The organism is Bacteroidota bacterium (assembly GCA_016722565.1).
GTDB lineage: Bacteria > Bacteroidota > Bacteroidia > 2-12-FULL-35-15 > 2-12-FULL-35-15 > 2-12-FULL-35-15.
Genome location: JADKIU010000004.1, coordinates 335,456 through 352,722, shown reverse-complemented (window position 1 = coordinate 352,722; position 17,267 = coordinate 335,456). Strand labels below are relative to the sequence as shown.

Here is a 17,267-nt window from a genome sequence, read left to right as displayed (position 1 = left end):
CAACACATGTATGCGGATTCATATAAGAATAATCACAAGAAAGAATTTCGGGTATTGAATAAACCAACTCCGCAGTTTTTGGACAAAGCTTTGCATTCTGGGGAAGTTTCATATTGAAAAAAATAAATGAAAAAACTTTCCAGGCTTTATGCTGATCGGATTTCACATAATGCGGAAACGTATTCATCCATTGATTCTCTTTACCAGCTTCAATAATATCAAGCAACTCTTTTCGGATTAGGGAAAAATTATCGACTAAAGGCTTCAAAAATGGAAACTGAGAAGGATCATAAAAGAACTTAGGATTTTTATTTGTAAATTCGAATTCAGACATTTGATCGTGTTTTTACTTTAACAAACATAATAAATTCAGCGTTGATGCACAAGGCTTGGTATAACATATATAACGTTCATGACGAATATCATGGAACTGAACCTCCGTTCGCTAATCCGGAAGACTTTCCTTGGATGAAAGAGTTTGAAGCGAACCATGAAGCTATTTTCAACGAATTAAGGCAATACCTGAAGGCACATAACCTGATTGGTTATTTTATCAAATCGATGGTTTCCCGTGAGAACAGCTGGAAAACTATCCCATTAAGAACTTGGGGGATACAACAGTTTAAAAATCAAAAACATTTTCCGATTACGTATTCTATTATACAAAAATACCCTCAAATCCTTTCCTCTTCGTTCAATTTACTAGAGGCCAAAAGCAGCATCTTACCACATTTGGGCGATACGAACACCATTTATCGTTGTCATTTAGGACTAGAAATCCCTGCGGGAATGCCGGATTGTGCGTTCAGGGTAAAAGATGAAGTCCGCCCTTGGGAAAAAGGAAAATGGTTAATGTTTATTGATTCCTATAATCATGAAGCCTACAACAATTCAGAAAAAGACCGCTTTATTTTTGTAGTGGACATTGTTCGTGACGAATTCAAGAATGAGAAAGAAAAAATTTGTGCAACTGTAATGACATCCCTTTTTTTGCAAAAAAGATGGCAAAAATATACTTTTCTAAAAAAATTATCTGCTCCTACTATAAAGCTTATCGCTCAGTTATTGCATCCGTTTACTCGACTAGCAATTGTATGTGTTAACCTCTTCAAAGTTTACTGATGGAAAACTTAAAAAAATGGTACTCGTTTGCAGAGAATGGCGCTTATAAAGGTTCTGAGCCCAATTTTTTTGATGTCCGTCAGCAGCCGTGGGCGAAACTTTTAGAAAACCATTATGAGGTAATTTTAAAAGAATTTGAAAAAACAATAGCAGCAAGAGATAAAAACATTGTCCCCTACCTGAACCAAACATTAGCTAGCAAAGCAGAAAATTGGACCGTTTTTCCATTGTTTATGTGGAGTAAAAAAAACGAAGAAAATTGCTCGAAATGTCCGGAGACTACAAAAATTATTGAGAGCATCCCGGCCATGACCTCCTGCTTATTCTCTGTATTAAAGGCAGACACACGGATTAAACCACATTTTGGTGATAGTAATGTGATGTATCGCTGTCACCTCACCTTAAATTGCAAAAACGGATTACCTGAGATAGGAATGCGTATCAGAGATGAACAAACCACTTGGCAAAATGGGAAATTGTTCGCCTTTTGTGATGCCTATGAGCATGAAGTATGGAACAATACAACGGAAGACCGCTGGGTTTTAATTATCGATGTTTTACGAGAAGAATTCGCACACGAAAAAAAGACCATCTGTTCTGAAGTTAATGCAACACTCTGGTGGCAATTAAAATTTCAAAACTTTTATTTTCTTGATCATTTTCCGGCATGGGCTCGCAAGGTTGTGATGAAAATGACTTCTTGGTTTTTCTAAAAGAATTGACTTCCACAACAATTTAGAGCATAGTATTTACTCAAACGCTTTGTGATCAAATTCAATTTGATGTGTCATTTCACCATACATCTTTTCAAATTCCTCACCACAACTTTGAGGTATTTCTGCATGATTGATTAAATTTTCAAACTTCGCCATCGATTTTTCATCCTTGATGATATCAATAAAATCGCTGTATTTCTGGTAATTTGTAAAGAAGTCACCGGCTAATAAATAGTGAAAAATAGAATAAGCTTCTTCATATTTTTTAAACATTAACAATCCCTCAGGGGTGCCCATTTTTGAAAAATCGAGTGCTTCAGGTGTATAAAATAATCGGATAAATTTTTCTAGTAAGTTAACCGCACCGGTAATTCGAGTATACGCATTCACCAACTCTCCATCACCCTTTCCTTTTAATTTCGCTTCAATTCCATCGGCCACCAACTCGGCACTATTCATTCCAACATAAATACCACTCGAGAAGATTGGATCTAAAAATGCAGCAGCATCACCAACTAATGCGAAGTTATCACCATATTTTTTTTCGCAGTAATAGGAATAATCACCGGCCATGGCAACTTTATGCTCCATTTTTGCATTTTTCAAAACCGTATTGTATAAATAGGATTCTTGAAGTTCACCCAAGTAATATTCCTTTTTCCAATCTGCAGCATCTTGGAATTGTTTTTTCTTTTGTTTAACGTGATCATTATTTACAACCACTCCAATGCTCAGATGCTCTTTACTAATCGGAATCACCCAAATCCAACCTTTTTTCGCTCCTCCGAGATATACAATTTTAATAACACCTTCCTTTAAAGGATTATCAAATTCTGTATTGGTCCAATGCGACCAAGTTGCCACACGATCCAAATCCGCATAGGATTTTTTTACGCCTAACTTTCTACCTAGCAATGTACTTTGACCACTTGCATCTACAATATTTAGATTCAAATTTTTCTTCTTTTCCATCCGCATTGGTTGTATGTACTTCAACAATTTTATCCGGTCGATCGAGAATGACATTTTTTACCATGTATTGTTCTCTAACCTCCGCTCCTACTTTCTTACTATTATCGAGTAGTAATTTATCAAATGCCGAGCGAATCACATGAAAAGCGAGATAGGACTCATCTTTTATAACACTTTTAAAACACCACAAGGATTTACTTTTCCCATCGTTGGCTTCAAAGCTTACACCCGGTTTGCGAGTGGAGATTTTTTTTAGTTCATCAATCAATCCCAATTTATTTAACTGGATATACGATATCGGAATCAATGATTCACCAACATGTTCTCTCGGGAAGGCTTCTTTTTCTAACAACAGAACACTTAATCCTTTTAGAGCCAAAAGGCTTGCAGAGGTTGATCCGGATGGTCCTCCGCCAATAACTATAACATCATATTGTTTCATGATCAGTAAGTGTTTATCAAACTAAAATACTAAAAAATCAGAGTCCAAGCAAACGGGAAATAATATTTCTCTGTATGTCGGATGTCCCAGAATAAACCGTACTTCCCAGTGCATCCCGAACAATTCGTTCGATACCGTATTCTGTCATATACCCATTTCCTCCAAAAATCTGCATGGTGCTCATAGCTGCAGCAACATAGGCTTCACTCACAAATAGCTTGGCTGAAGCTGCATGAATCGTATTCTCTTTATTCTTTTCCAAACCAAGAGCCGATTTGTATGTAAGCAAGCGAGCGGCTTCTAACTGAATTTTCATTGTTGCGATACGGTGTGATACTGCTTGTTTTTTACCAATTACTTCACCTCCTGATTTTCGGGTTTGCGCATATTCGATGGATTTCTCCAACAATTTTTGCATGGTCCCGACATGACAAGCAGCCATTCCAGTTCGTTCCCATTCCATTGAATGATTAAAAACGGTTGCACCACCACCAACGCCACCAACAATATCTTCTTCACTTACAAATACATTTTCAAATATCAATTCAGAAATTCCAGAAGTACGCAATCCCATTTTTTCGTATTGCTGACCAACTTTATATCCTATTGCATTTTTATCAACGATAAAAGCTGTAATACCGCCATAATAGCCTTTACTCTCATCGGTTAGTGCATACACCAATACAACGTCTGCAACTGGACCATTGGAACAAAACGTTTTTGTTCCATTGATAACAAAACCATTATCTTTCTTTTTAGCTGTTGTTTTAATATTAAAAACATCTGACCCGGATTCACTTTCTGTCATTGCATTTACAGCAATTTTATTTCCATTGCATAAATCGGGAAGGTATTTATTCTTTTGGTTTTCGTTGCCATATTTCCAGATTGGAATTACACACGCCAATAAATGAGCACAAACGGAGAAATTCAATCCTCCGTCTTCCGACCCATAGCCTAATGCTTCCAATGCGATGATCGCGGTAAAAGGATCCAATCCTGCACCACCAAATTTTTCATCAACAGGAAGTCCGGTCAGCTTTTGTTCTGCGCATTTTTTCCATAAATCAATGGGAAACTGTTGTTGCTGATCGCGTTCTATTACATCTTTGTTCAGCTCTTTTTTAGCAAAACCAATAATGTTTTCTTGAATTAATTTTTGTTCCGATGTTAAAGAAAGTTCCATTTAAACGAGTCGTTTTAGTTGTTGATAATCCACCTTGTGACTGGATGTGTATGGCAATTCCTCAACAAAAATAAAGTCGTTCGGAACCATATACGAAGGTAGGTGATTCATACAATATTCTTTCATTTTTATGACAGATCTTTCATCCTCATTTTTTAATAGAACAACAGCTGAAATTAACATTTGTTCATCTGAGTTTACAAAACCTACAACTGCACTTTTGCTGATATTGGGATGTTTATCCAATACCGTTTCTATTTCATCCAACTCAATTCGATAACCATTCCGTTTAACCATCCGATCTCTGCGACCTTTAAAAATATAGTTACCATCTCCATTAACTTCCACCAAATCTCCTGTTTTATACCACAATTTACCATTAGAATCATTCCAAAACGGATTTTTACCATCCGGATTCCAATAGCCTAACATAATACCTGAACCAGCTATTAGTAGCTCACCATCCAAAATAACACTTTGATAATGCTCACACACTTTACCGATGGGAATAGTTGTCTCCATCCTAGTTGGTAAATGGTAATAGGTACAAACATTTGTTTCTGTAGGCCCATACAGGTTAAAATATTCAGGAGTAGGAATTTTACTTTTAAGGCTATTAAATTTTATGAAAGGGAATACTTCTCCGGCAAACAATACAATTCTTAGGGCACTGAAATCATATTTTTCTAGCTTACCATATTCCGCCAACATGTTTAAAATGGAAGGTGTAGAATACCAGATACTGATTTTTTGCTCCGCAATCAATTGAGCAAGCAGGAGTGGTTGTTTCCCAATGTCTTCTTTTATTAGCACTAATGTTGCTCCATGTTTGATGGAAACAAATACATCGAATATCGAAAGATCAAAATGAAAAGGAGCATGAGATGAAAAACAATCCGTGTCCGTAGGATGAAATGTATTCGAACTCCAGTTTACAAATTCAAGTGCTGCCGCATTTGAATACATCACACCTTTAGGAAGACCAGTAGAACCAGAGGTATATAAAACATATGCTAAATCTTCCGGAGATTTTTTCAGATTGGCGATTTTATTTTTTGCAATAATCAAATCGTTTCCAATCGTCTCCACAAGATCAAATTCATTTTCAAAACGAGCAAAAATATCTTTATGGATGATAAGTGCTGCAACTTCACAATTTTGAATAATAAATTTATTACGCTCGATGGGAGCTGAATAATCTACCGGCAAATAGGCACCACCGGTTTTTAAAACACCGAATATGGAAGCAACAAATTCAATGGATTTAGGCGCAGAAATAGCTACACGGTCGCCTTCTTTCACGCCTATAGTAAGAAGTGTTTGTTTAATTTGGTTGGCTACAGAATTTAATTGATGATAAGAAATTTGTAATCCACCAAACACAATAGCTGTATTTTTCGGGAATAATTCAGCCGATTTTTCGAGAAGTTGATATAGCTTACCTATCTTATCCATTCAGCTTTTTAACAACAAAAGCAGAAATGATATCAATGGTATCCAAATTATCTTTATCCACCTCGTGTGCTTGAAACTCGAAATGATAGGTTTGTTCCAAAAACACAACCAATTGCATGGTTAAAATAGAATCAATCAATCCACCACTGATTAAAGTTGTAGAATACGTTAATTCTTTGTCTTCAGCATTCTTCAGAAAACGCATTTTCACAAACGTTTTTACTGTTTCTTTTATTTCGTTAATGTCTGCACTCATGTTTGTAGGGTTTAAGTTTGACAAACTACTATATTATTCCACCAATTTAAAAATACGATTCTTTTTCTTTCTTAACTCATTATAAAAGCGTTCGGCAATAATGCGATGGCCAAGGACATTTGGATGTGTATTTAAATCTGAAATCTGAATTTCGACTCGATCGATATTGCCATAAGTGTTTCTTAAATCCAAAGTTACAAAACCTAATGATTCGGCATACGCTTTTAGTTCATTATATTCTTTGTCATTTACAAACTCCGTAGTGGTTTCCATATATGCCCATATTGGAACAACATTATTCTTTTTACATTGATTAAATATTTCTTTATAGCCCCATTTCATAATAGCATCCGCATAGGGAGCAATCAATTCTCTAATTTGCAATACACTCATATAAGGCTTTACGCCACTTACCTTCACTATTGAATCAAGAAAAGGATATTTTAAGGGTAATTTATGTTTAATAATTGTAGTAAATTCTTTTACAACTTTACCTCGCTCATCCGTATGAGCAAAATAAATTAAGCCATCAAAATCGTATTCAAAAACGCGTGTATTCACAATTTCGACTTGTTGCAAAAGATAATATCCACCGGCTGCAAAATTAAAAATCTCATAGTGTTGGTTGATGCTGTCGACCATTTCTTTATTCATACGCTCTTCAGCAATGGTTTCAAACACTTTATCATTATCAACTCCAGAACCCATCTGATAAGAACCTCCTAACAAAGCCAACCGTTTAGTATTTGCAGGCTTATCATGACTGTAATTTTTATCACGTAAACCAAAGCTATTGCTATTAAAATTATGATCCAATCCTTCAATATGCAGATTCGGTTTCATTCGTCTTCTTACAATACTTTCGGTAATAAAATAAGCATTGGTATAGGGATTTTTGGTCACCATTTTTCTTAATGATTTACCCCCAATTCCAATTGTATTTCCCTCATCACCTTCAATCAGCTTATCATAATATCCAGCTTCGGCATTTGTTTTCTCCAACTTATTGGGCGAACCATCTGTTATGTTTTCATACAAACCTTGCATAAACACGGGAAGGTGAGCGCGAACCTCAGTGAATGAAAACAGTGTTAACAACAAAAGTGAAGACGCAGTTAGCACCAACGTTTCATGGGGCTTTGCAGTGATCCATTTTTTAACATTCTTGTTTTTTAAAACATACTGAACAACAACACCTAAAACAATCACTCCGCAAAGGATTGAAACAATTACCAATATTTGTTTAACGTCAGCTAATTTACCTTTTGAAACAATAAAAAACCAATCTTCCAAAGAGCTGGAATTCCAAAGCGACCACATAATAGACATGAATAAATACATCCCAATCATTCTAAGAATATTCATACTGAATTTCCACAAATCCGATCTTGGTTTTACAATGGTATTTTCCGAAAGTGTTCGCTTTTCTATAATCACAGAATTTGTGGTAATACATGTACCAATCACCATCCAAAAAATAACATCAATGGATCTAACGGAAACAACTCCGGTTATCCAAAAAAGCTGATAGCTATGCATCAACCATGTAATAAAAAACACGGTCATCATGGTAAAAGCCAACAAGTTTTTTTTCAATATTTTCTTATACCGAAACATAATCGGATAAAAAAAGATTTTGAGAACGAAATTTCTCCAGTAAATATTTATTCTCCTCCACAAATCAACAAAGCTTGTAGCAGTAAAATAATTGTCAAATATTTGTGGGAGATTAAATCCAAACATACACAACAGGCCAATCATAAAATGAAAGACCCCGGACAAGCGAATGATGAGGGCATAATTCACCACCATGTATTGCATCAAGGTTGGCAAATCAACAACTTCAATAGGGCCAATTAAAAAACTAAAGCAGATAAAACGATAGCACATCATGTGTATCAAACCTCTCAACATCCAACGAATTCCTTTTTGCCAAATTTCCTTTTCGGCAACATTAAGATGTGTATTGATGTAGGTTTTATAATCTACGATTGGAAAAAACAGAAAAAAAACATTTGGAAACATAAAAAAATAGCTGATGCTTTGCCACTTATTAGCAGGTACCAATCCGTTTTTTATTTCATACAAATAGATGATGAGACGAAACATAAACAAAGGTGCCATGTACATGGCTGTCATTGTCATCCAAGGCAAATAAATAAATTCCGTTCGAAACAAAGCCAGTACGATTGCAATTGATAAAATCAGCGCAGCACGGTATTTAAAAGAAATAGGAAGGTGACAAATGAAAATCAATCCGAGACCGATGAAAATAAAAAATGTTCCTGCCAATAATCCAAAAGCAAAATAGACAAGTGCTAAACAACTTAGAAATAGAAATGCCGGTCGAAATCGAATAGGAATAAAACTATAAACAACAAACACAAGAAATACAAAGGAGCATAATCGATAATTCCGGATGATTTTTCAAAATGATAGCGCGTAACGACAAAAAGAATTAAAGCAAACTGGACCATTGCCACAAAAAATGCACGCAATCGATGAGTCGCAAAAATAGCCATAGATTTTTCTGAAGTCCCTGGAATCAGTGGAAAATATTTATCAATAAGCGTCATTTTTTATGGTTGATTGCGAGTTATACAAATATCTTAAAAATACCTAAATAAACGAATTATTGTTACTTTTACTTTGTATATTGTAGATGCTATTTCACTAGAATTGACAGATAAATGACCGAAGTAAATCCTCATTCTTTTTCACCCAAAATTGCCTTTATTGTTGGCATGGGACGTTCTGGGACGACTTTACTCACCAATATGCTCAATTCCAATCCTGAAATTATAGCAAGCCCTGAGAACGAATTTGTCATTCACTCTTATAGTCCTTTCATCAAAAAGAATTTTAATGACCCAGCAGTAGTTGACTCTTTTATTGATTTATTTAATCAAAATTTCAACAGGGTCATCAGCATCTGGAAACCGCTTCCTGAGCTCAAAACAGACATCGAACACGCTACCGACAAAAGTTTTGCAAATGTGTGTAAATTGGCCTATTTGAATTATCCGTTTTCACAGAAAAACAAATCAAATGTTCAGTGGGTGATTGACAAAAACCCTTCTTATTCCTTACACATTGATGTTTTGAATGAAATCTTCCCGCAATCGAAATACATCATCATTGTGAGAGATTACCGCGACAACATCATTTCAAGAAGAAAATATTCAGACCAAAACGTACCGATTCATAAGCTTGCTGCCGATTGGAATTACTATTACGAACGAATTTTTTTAAGTTTAGCAAAAAACAATATTCCCTTTCATTTAATCAGATATGAAGATTTGGCAGGACAACCTACCGAGTCCTTAAAATCGCTTTGCACCTATCTAGGTGTAGCTTATTCAGATGAGATGCTCAATTTTCAAGAGCTTTCAAAAGAAATGAAAAAACATGCCGTAGAGAATATTTCAAAAGAGAAGAATGAAAAAATTCAGCGAATGCATTCAAATCTCGATAAAAAAGTCAACACAGAACGTGTCAATGCCTTTGTTAATGAATTAAATGCAGATGAAATTTCGCTCTTGGATTATGCTTGTGAAAAACTAGCAGCTCGATTTGGTTATGAGAAGCACCTTCCTACACAAGCTCCTTCGCTCTCAAACAAACTTTACTATCGTTACTGTTATTTAAAAACGTCCGTTTGGGGAATTCTCATTAAAATAAAATACAGGCTCCCTGTGGCTTTCAGGCCTTCTCCTTCGAGGAATCGGATTTAATAAAACCTAAACTTTCATGTCGTTTAATCAATGCATTCATTTTCATTTTTGCAGAAACATGATAAAGTAGCTGATCTTTTTTTATATCTAAATAAGAAGGGATAATTATAAATAAATATTTAAAGAGAATGCTCACCTTTTTAAAAAACGAAACCGGAGCAAATTCTTCATAGCCGTATACCTTTGCAAAACCGGCACAAATAGCATCACACTCAACAATTTCCTCTTTACTCAATTCTGTTTGCCAAGCATTCACCCTACTTGTATTGATGGGTTTACTTAAATCATCGTACTTCTTTTTAAAGTACTTTTTATGCTCTTCCGCAATTTCCATTTTAGCAACATCTACCTTCGACAAATCCGTTTCCTTCATGTCTTCTTCTTTCACGTTTAAAAATGCAAACACTTTTTTCATGGAAGCATCATAATCGCTCACCAAATCTTCGTACCGCAACAGCAGCACTTTATTCGGATGCTGTTTATAAAACCTGTAAGCAATCACATTAAACACTCTCCAACGGGTAGCATTATAAGGTACTCGAGGAGATTTTAAATATGCGTTTTGTTTACGTGACAAAACGTTTGCACGATAATCTCTCACCAATAAAATAAATTTTGCTTCGGGAAAATGTTTCTCAAGTTGCTTAACAGACAATGTAAATGCCGGGTTTTTATCAATCAGCATGATTGCATCCGATTTATCTTTTCCGGTTACCTTAATCTCGGAATAAATGGTTTTACAAAGTGTTGCATATGAAACCTCTTTCGTGGAAACGAGATCAATTAATTTTTGTTTGGCAGCATCGAAATCCAACTCCCATCCTACAAGTGGATGCGACAATGAAAAGATTTTAATTTGTTGAAACATTAACTCAATGTTCTCTTTTGTAAAACGGGTTACGTGCTTGTAATCGTTCAGAAAAAAAAGAAGAAAATTTGCTTCCGGCAAACTATGAATAAAAGGATGAGAATTTAAAATCTTATTCAGAATAGTGGTTCCTGAACGGCCGATGCCAATAATAAAATGCAATTGTTTGTTCGCTGGTTCGACCACAATATGAATGGGTAAAAAAAACAAAATGGGAATTACACTTCTGTAATACCCATTTTATCTGTATTAAAAATTAGTTTATTTTTTTGCTTTATTTTGCTTGTACTTCGCAAGATCTTTTGTTGGAACAACGGTTCCATCAACATTTACAGACTCAATACGAGCGGTGGTAAACATTTTTTGTAATGTTTCTAATGTACCAGCTTTATCCATTTTAATTGAATAAGAAGCCATATTTCCTTTTTGCAAAGTAGCATTTACTTCTTTTACTCGTTGAAATTTAGCGAATGAGTTCTTGTATTTTTGCATAATTGTTGCATCTGAGATGTTATTCAACTGAAATGTAACAATCGCAGTATTTTCATCTACCACTTTTTTAGACGTTTTTACATTCAAATAAGCCATTGTTGCAATTGGAGCTTTTTGAGCAAAAGTGTTTACCGATAATCCCATTAATAATGTAATTACAAGCGAATAGATCAATTTTTTCATTTTCTTAATAGTTTTGTTTTTAATATCCGACTAATTTACTAATTATATTGATTTCCAAAAAATATTTTACAAATTCTATACCTGAGATGTCAATTTTCGCTTAAAAGTTGCATCGGCTTAAAAAATATTACGGATTACTTTTCAACACCCCCTAAAATCTGCTTTTTAGCTTATTTTTTAGCTTATTTTTGGGCAAAATTTTGCAATTTATGTCAAAAACGTATTTAGATGAACTGAATCCGGTTCAAAGAGAGGCAGTTGAGTGTACCGAAGGGCCGGAAATGATTATTGCCGGAGCCGGTTCCGGGAAAACACGTGTTTTAACATACCGAATTGCTCATTTACTGCAAAAAGGAGTAGATCCTTTTAATGTTCTGGCACTCACCTTTACCAATAAGGCTGCCAAGGAAATGAAAGAGCGTATTGCCAAAATTGTAGGGCATTCAGAAGCAAAGAACATTTGGATGGGTACTTTTCACTCTGTTTTTGCTAGAATGTTGCGTAGCGAAGCCGAAAAAATAGGCTATCCCACCAATTTTACCATCTACGATACCGATGATGCGAAAAGTCTGATAAAGACGATTTTAAAAGAGCAAGGCTTGGATGATAAAATTTACAAACCGGGCAGCGTTTTATCCCGAATTTCATCTGCAAAAAACAATTTAATTTCGGCTCAATCCTATTTGAATAATCCTCAAATACAAGAGGAAGATCGCCAGGCAGCCAAGCCTAAAATGGGAATTATTTATGAAATTTATCGTAACCGCTGTTTTAAAGCAGGAGCAATGGATTTTGATGACTTGTTGTTTAATACCAATGTTTTATTACGTGATTTTCCCGCTATTCTTCATAAATACCAACATAAATTCAAGTATATCTTGGTGGATGAGTATCAGGATACCAATTTTTCACAATACTTAATTGTAAAACAACTAGCTGCCGCATTCCGAAACATCTGCGTGGTGGGCGATGATGCACAAAGTATCTATGCGTTTCGTGGTGCAACCATACAAAACATTTTAAACTTCGAAAAAGATTATCCCGAACTACGCATCTTTAAACTCGAACAAAACTATCGTTCAACAAAAAATATTGTTGGTGCTGCAAACTCAGTAATTGCAAAAAACAAAGATCAGCTGAAAAAGAATGTCTTCACAGACAATCATGAAGGGGATATCATCAAAGTTGTAAGAACAGAAAGCGACAATTCAGAAGGAAATTTTGTTGCCAATTCCATTTTCGAAACGAAAATGAATGAACAAGCTCACAATCGCGACTTTGCAATTTTATATCGGACCAATGCCCAATCGAGAGCGATGGAGGAAGCCTTGCGTAGACAAAATATTGCCTATCGCATTTATGGAGGTTTATCATTTTATCAGCGAAAAGAAATAAAAGATTTATTGGCCTACTACCGATTAACCATTAACAATAATGATGAAGAAGCCTTAAAACGCATCATCAATTATCCTGCTCGTGGTATTGGTGATACCACCCTTGATAAAATCATTGTTGCTGCCAACGACCATAACATTAGCTTATGGAAAGTAATCGAAAACATTAACGAATTTGATATCGGTTTAAATGCTGGCTCAAAAACAAAAGTGGATGAATTTGCCAGCATGATTAAAAGCTTTTCTGCACAATTGAAAACGCAAAATGCATACGACTTAGGTCAGCACATTGCTATCCATTCCGGAATTTTAAAAGACTTATACGCAGATAAATCTCCGGAAGGTGTTAGTCGTCATGAAAACATTCAGGAATTGTTAAACGGGATGAAGGAATTTACCGAAACAGAGCTTGAAATTGTGATGGACGAAACCGAAAAAGAAAATCAAGAAGAAAGAGAAAAGAATCAAGAAGCAACCATCAAAAACCAAGAACTTGAGCGAGGCTTGCTGTTTTCAGAAACTTCGCTGAACGATGAAACACAACCGGAACTTAAGCCAAATTCAACGTTAAACATCTTTATGCAGGATATCGCATTAATGACGGATGCGGACAAAAAAAATGAGACAGAAGAAGATAAAAACAAAGTTGTATTAATGACCATCCATGCTGCCAAAGGTTTGGAATTTCCATATGTATACATTGTTGGGTTAGAAGAAAATTTATTCCCATCACAAATGTCACTCACAGACAGAGCAGATTTAGAAGAAGAACGCAGATTGTTTTATGTTGCCATTACCCGAGCTGAAAAACGTGTAACCCTAACCTACTCAACCTCACGTTACCGATGGGGAAATTTAATTTACAGTGAACCAAGCCGATTCATTGAGGAACTGGATTCAAAATACATTCAATTGCCTGCTGAGAATAACGGCCGTATGTTTGGAGATGAAGAGTATTCGACAAAACCAAAACTACAGACCACCGGAAAACCGAAAGAAACATTTGTACAACGCCCTGTTATTAATAAAAAGCTGGTAAAGGTGAACAGCGCTTCAAAAAACACCAGCGATTTTGATACGGAGAGTTTACGTGGACTCCAAGTGGGAATGCAAGTACAACACGATCGCTTTGGAAGTGGGAAAGTGGTGAGCATGGATGGCGATTTCCCAAACAACAAAGCCACCATCTTTTTTGATGGAATCGGACAGAAACAATTATTAATCAAATTTGCAAAGTTAAGGATTGTGGAATAGATCAACACAGATTACATGGGTTAACACAGATAATCTATGAAGACATTTATTAAACAATCCGCAACAATCTGTGTTATGTGTGATACAACAACTACATTTTATGAAAAAATTAAAATACCTCTTGCTTAAATTATTATCACCAAAAGGAGTTTCAACAAGACCCAAAAACACCAAGATGAATGCAAATGCAAAATCGTTTTATGATTTCAAATTAAAATCCATTGAAGGAAAAGAAATTGATTTTTCTACTTACAAAGGCAAAAAGGTTTTAATTGTCAACACCGCTTCCGAATGTGGTTATACACCTCAGTATGATGAATTACAACAGCTTCATGAAACACATGGTAACAAAATAACCATCTTAGGATTTCCAGCCAATAATTTTGGTGGACAAGAACCCGGAACGAATAGTGAAATAGGCGCTTTCTGTAGAAAAAACTTTGGCGTAACCTTTCAACTTTTTGAAAAAGTAGATGTAACAAATAATGAACTCTACAGCTGGTTAACAGATGAAAAACAAAACGGCTGGAATACAGAAGCTCCGAAATGGAACTTTTGCAAATACTTAATAAATGAAAACGGAGAATTGGTGAAATATTATTCTTCCGCTGTAAACCCTATGAGTGATGAAATTGTGAAGATGTTGTAATTACATCTTCACCAATTTTTTTACGCTTCTATTTTTGTCAGAAATCACAACCACTGAATAAACTCCTTTTGCTAAAGCAGAAACATCTATTTGTTTTTGTGTTGATTCTAAAATCAGTTTCCCATTTACATCGTAAATTAATATTGAAGAAATATTGTCTCCTTCAATCGTAACAGTATTTGTAGCGGGATTTGGGAAAAGGTTAAACTGCTCAGTACCTTTCAATTCATTCATTCCAACAAATTGGTTCAATTTATATTTTCTAAAAAACAACCAAATTTTTTCAGATGCTTTAAAATCTTGATTGGTAACCCCAATTGTAAAAGGAGAACCCGGCCATGTATGACCGCCACCAATAATTTTATATTTCTCAACCGTAGAACCCAAGTCGCCTCCATTATAAACATAATGTTCTGCGGTACATCCATCCGTTAAACTCGTATTGGGCACATTCGTAAAAACAGGAGTAGAAGTACAATTATTGTTTGTTACCCAATAATCGACCAAGGCATCAATTCCCATAGAACCTGCACTGCCGGTATAAACAACCGTTCCGTCCGCATCACCTGAAATTTGCATGACCGGCACAGGGCGATTCGGTGTACAAGTAGCAAGCTGTAGCGTTGACATACTTCCGGTAACAGAAGCAACGGCAGCAATTTTAGAATTCAACTCACAAGCCAATGTATGACTCATATATCCACCATTACTCATCCCGCAGGAATACACACAATTCGCATCAATATTGTATTGTATCAATAAGGTATCAATTAAGTTTGAAATAAATCCGATATCATCCATCGCTACGCCAAATCCGGCATTCCAAAATGGTTGTCCACTGCCATCTCGTGTACCATTTGGGTAAACAAAAATTACATTTGCTGTATCAGCAATGGGCATAAAATTGGAATAGGCTTGTTCAGCAATTGCACTGGACGTATAGCCGTGTAAATCGAACACCATTGGACGTGGGGTCGTTCCTGTATAGGCTGCGGGGATATAAATTCTATAATTACGATAAATTCCACCGGAAATAATGCTGTCAATTACTGTTGTTTGAGCAGTTGCGAATGTTGCAACAAAGGTGAAGATGGAGAGTAGTAGTTTTTTCATATTCAAATTTAAGATATTTTCACCACAGATTACATAGATGACCGCATATAAATATTAAAAACACAAGTAGAAACAAAAATGCCATTTCAATAAATTGAAATGGCTTTTATTATTCGTAATTTGTAAATATACTTAACTATTTAACATTACAGGCATTACCAACATCAATACATCTTCTCCTGCATTGTCCTTTTCTGTTGGCAATAAAATCCCTGCACGGTTAGGTGCACTCATTTCTAAGTTAACATTTTCACAACCCATATTGCTTAACATCTCTGCTAAGAATTTTGAGTTGAATCCAATTTCCATATCCTCACCACCATACTGGCAGGTTAAACGTTCACTTGCTTCATTTGCAAAATCAAGATCTTCAGCAGAAATACTCAATTCACTTCCTGCAATTTTTAAACGCACTTGGTGCGTGGTTTTATTTGAGAAAATAGAAACGCGTTTGATAGAGCTCAAGAAAGAAACACGATCAACTGTCAATTTATTTGGATTTTCTTTTGGAATAACGGCTTCATAGTTTGGATATTTCCCATCAATTAAGCGACAAATTAAATTGGTGTTTTCAAAAGAGAAAAATGCATTGGTGTTATTGTATTCAATTTTCACATTTCCGCTAACACTCGCCAAAGTATTCTTCAACAAGTTCAATGGTTTTTTAGGAATAATGAAAGATGCAGCTGTTTTTGCTTTTGCATCCGTTCTGCGGTAACGCACCAACTTATGAGCATCTGTAGCAACAAAGGTGATGCTATCGGTTGCTAACTGACAAAACACGCCTGACATTACCGGACGTAATTCATCGTTACCAGTTGCAAAAATTGTTTTATTGATTGCTGCTGCCAATACACTCGCATCTAAATCCAAAGAAGAACCAGATTCCAATGCAGGAAGTTTAGGGAATTCTTCCCCATTGTGACCAGTTAATTTATATTTACCATAATCGGAGATGATTTCAATACCATATTTTTTATCATCGATAGAGAAAGTCAACGGCTGATCAGCAAAGGTTTTTAAGGTATCCAACAACAATTTAGCCGGAACAGCAATACTTCCTGAATCTTTCGATTCGATACTGATGGAAGTCGTCATTGTTGTTTCTAAATCAGAAGCAGAAATCTTCAATTGTCCTTTTTCAATTTCGAATAAAAAATTATCTAAAATCGGCAATGCATTATTTGAATTCAGCACACCGCTGATTGCTTGTAATTGTTTTAGTAATGACGTACTGGAAACGATGAATTTCATATCTGGCTAGTTTAATAGTTTTTCAATTTCTGAATAAGCAAATATATAGATTAAAACAAAAAAAATGTGCCTTTAAAATTTTAATTTCTACCGACTTTTTAACAAAAAAAGTCCCTATTTACAGGGACTTTATATTTTTTCGGTTAATAAAAACTAGGCCTTTGGCTTCTCTGCCGG

16 protein-coding genes are annotated in these 17,267 nt (G+C 35.4%); 5 read left to right on the top strand and 11 right to left on the bottom strand.

Annotation, left to right across the window (positions count from 1 at the left end):
* Positions 1-334: aspartyl/asparaginyl beta-hydroxylase domain-containing protein (locus IPP64_14605; protein ID MBL0330611.1), on the bottom strand; the 334-nt coding region annotated here is incomplete at its 3' end.
* A gap of 44 nt (positions 335-378) precedes the next feature.
* Here IPP64_14605 and IPP64_14600 point away from each other — a divergent pair.
* Positions 379-1,122, top strand: coding sequence for an aspartyl/asparaginyl beta-hydroxylase domain-containing protein (locus IPP64_14600; GenBank protein ID MBL0330610.1), 744 nt, complete (start codon positions 379-381; stop codon positions 1,120-1,122).
* Positions 1,122-1,835 (top strand): aspartyl/asparaginyl beta-hydroxylase domain-containing protein, encoded by a 714-nt coding sequence (locus tag IPP64_14595; GenBank protein MBL0330609.1) that lies wholly within the window; start codon positions 1,122-1,124, stop codon positions 1,833-1,835. The genes IPP64_14600 and IPP64_14595 overlap by 1 nt, the downstream gene beginning before the upstream one ends.
* A 36-nt stretch (positions 1,836-1,871) precedes the next feature.
* Here the strand turns inward: IPP64_14595 and IPP64_14590 are convergent, their stop codons facing one another.
* The 6 genes from IPP64_14590 to IPP64_14565 are packed head-to-tail and all read right to left on the bottom strand — an operon-like array spanning position 1,872 to position 8,441.
* Positions 1,872-2,810, bottom strand: a complete 939-nt coding sequence (locus tag IPP64_14590; GenBank protein ID MBL0330608.1) for a tryptophan 7-halogenase — start codon at positions 2,808-2,810, stop codon at positions 1,872-1,874.
* A complete protein-coding gene (locus IPP64_14585; protein ID MBL0330607.1) occupies positions 2,743-3,252 on the bottom strand; it encodes a tryptophan 7-halogenase in 510 nt (169 codons plus the stop codon). Before IPP64_14585 ends, IPP64_14590 begins: the two co-directional genes overlap by 68 nt.
* Before the next feature lie 37 nt (positions 3,253-3,289).
* Positions 3,290-4,438: an acyl-CoA/acyl-ACP dehydrogenase gene (locus tag IPP64_14580; GenBank protein MBL0330606.1), complete on the bottom strand. Its 1,149-nt coding sequence runs from the start codon at positions 4,436-4,438 to the stop codon at positions 3,290-3,292.
* A complete protein-coding gene (locus tag IPP64_14575) occupies positions 4,439-5,893 on the bottom strand; it encodes an amino acid adenylation domain-containing protein (protein MBL0330605.1) in 1,455 nt (484 codons plus the stop codon).
* Positions 5,886-6,149 (bottom strand): acyl carrier protein, encoded by a 264-nt coding sequence (locus IPP64_14570; GenBank protein MBL0330604.1) that lies wholly within the window; start codon positions 6,147-6,149, stop codon positions 5,886-5,888. Before IPP64_14570 ends, IPP64_14575 begins: the two co-directional genes overlap by 8 nt.
* Positions 6,150-6,182: 33 nt before the next feature.
* Positions 6,183-8,441, bottom strand: coding sequence for a hypothetical protein (locus IPP64_14565; GenBank protein ID MBL0330603.1), 2,259 nt, complete (start codon positions 8,439-8,441; stop codon positions 6,183-6,185).
* Between the two features lie 398 nt (positions 8,442-8,839).
* Here IPP64_14565 and IPP64_14560 point away from each other — a divergent pair, with 398 nt between their 5' ends.
* Positions 8,840-9,883, top strand: a complete 1,044-nt coding sequence (locus IPP64_14560; GenBank protein MBL0330602.1) for a sulfotransferase — start codon at positions 8,840-8,842, stop codon at positions 9,881-9,883.
* On the opposite strand, the gene IPP64_14555 is transcribed toward IPP64_14560, so the two are convergent.
* Entirely contained in the window at positions 9,852-10,937 is a 1,086-nt protein-coding gene (locus IPP64_14555) for a sulfotransferase (protein MBL0330601.1), read from the bottom strand. The genes IPP64_14560 and IPP64_14555 overlap by 32 nt on opposite strands.
* A 75-nt stretch (positions 10,938-11,012) precedes the next feature.
* The gene (locus tag IPP64_14550; protein MBL0330600.1) at positions 11,013-11,426 is read right to left on the bottom strand and encodes a hypothetical protein; all 414 of its coding nucleotides are present in this window, start codon (positions 11,424-11,426) and stop codon (positions 11,013-11,015) included.
* A 209-nt stretch (positions 11,427-11,635) separates the two neighbouring features.
* On the opposite strand from IPP64_14550, the gene IPP64_14545 reads away from it, so the two are divergent.
* Positions 11,636-14,074, top strand: a complete 2,439-nt coding sequence (locus IPP64_14545) for a UvrD-helicase domain-containing protein (protein ID MBL0330599.1) — start codon at positions 11,636-11,638, stop codon at positions 14,072-14,074.
* A 100-nt stretch (positions 14,075-14,174) separates the two neighbouring features.
* Positions 14,175-14,723: a glutathione peroxidase gene (locus tag IPP64_14540; GenBank protein ID MBL0330598.1), complete on the top strand. Its 549-nt coding sequence runs from the start codon at positions 14,175-14,177 to the stop codon at positions 14,721-14,723.
* On the opposite strand, the gene IPP64_14535 is transcribed toward IPP64_14540, so the two are convergent.
* Together IPP64_14535 and dnaN are read right to left on the bottom strand one after the other, a co-directional pair.
* The gene (locus tag IPP64_14535; protein MBL0330597.1) at positions 14,724-15,836 is read right to left on the bottom strand and encodes a T9SS type A sorting domain-containing protein; all 1,113 of its coding nucleotides are present in this window, start codon (positions 15,834-15,836) and stop codon (positions 14,724-14,726) included.
* A gap of 132 nt (positions 15,837-15,968) precedes the next feature.
* Positions 15,969-17,090, bottom strand: a complete 1,122-nt coding sequence (dnaN, locus tag IPP64_14530) for a DNA polymerase III subunit beta (protein ID MBL0330596.1) — start codon at positions 17,088-17,090, stop codon at positions 15,969-15,971.
* Between the last annotated feature and the right edge of the window lie 177 nt (positions 17,091-17,267).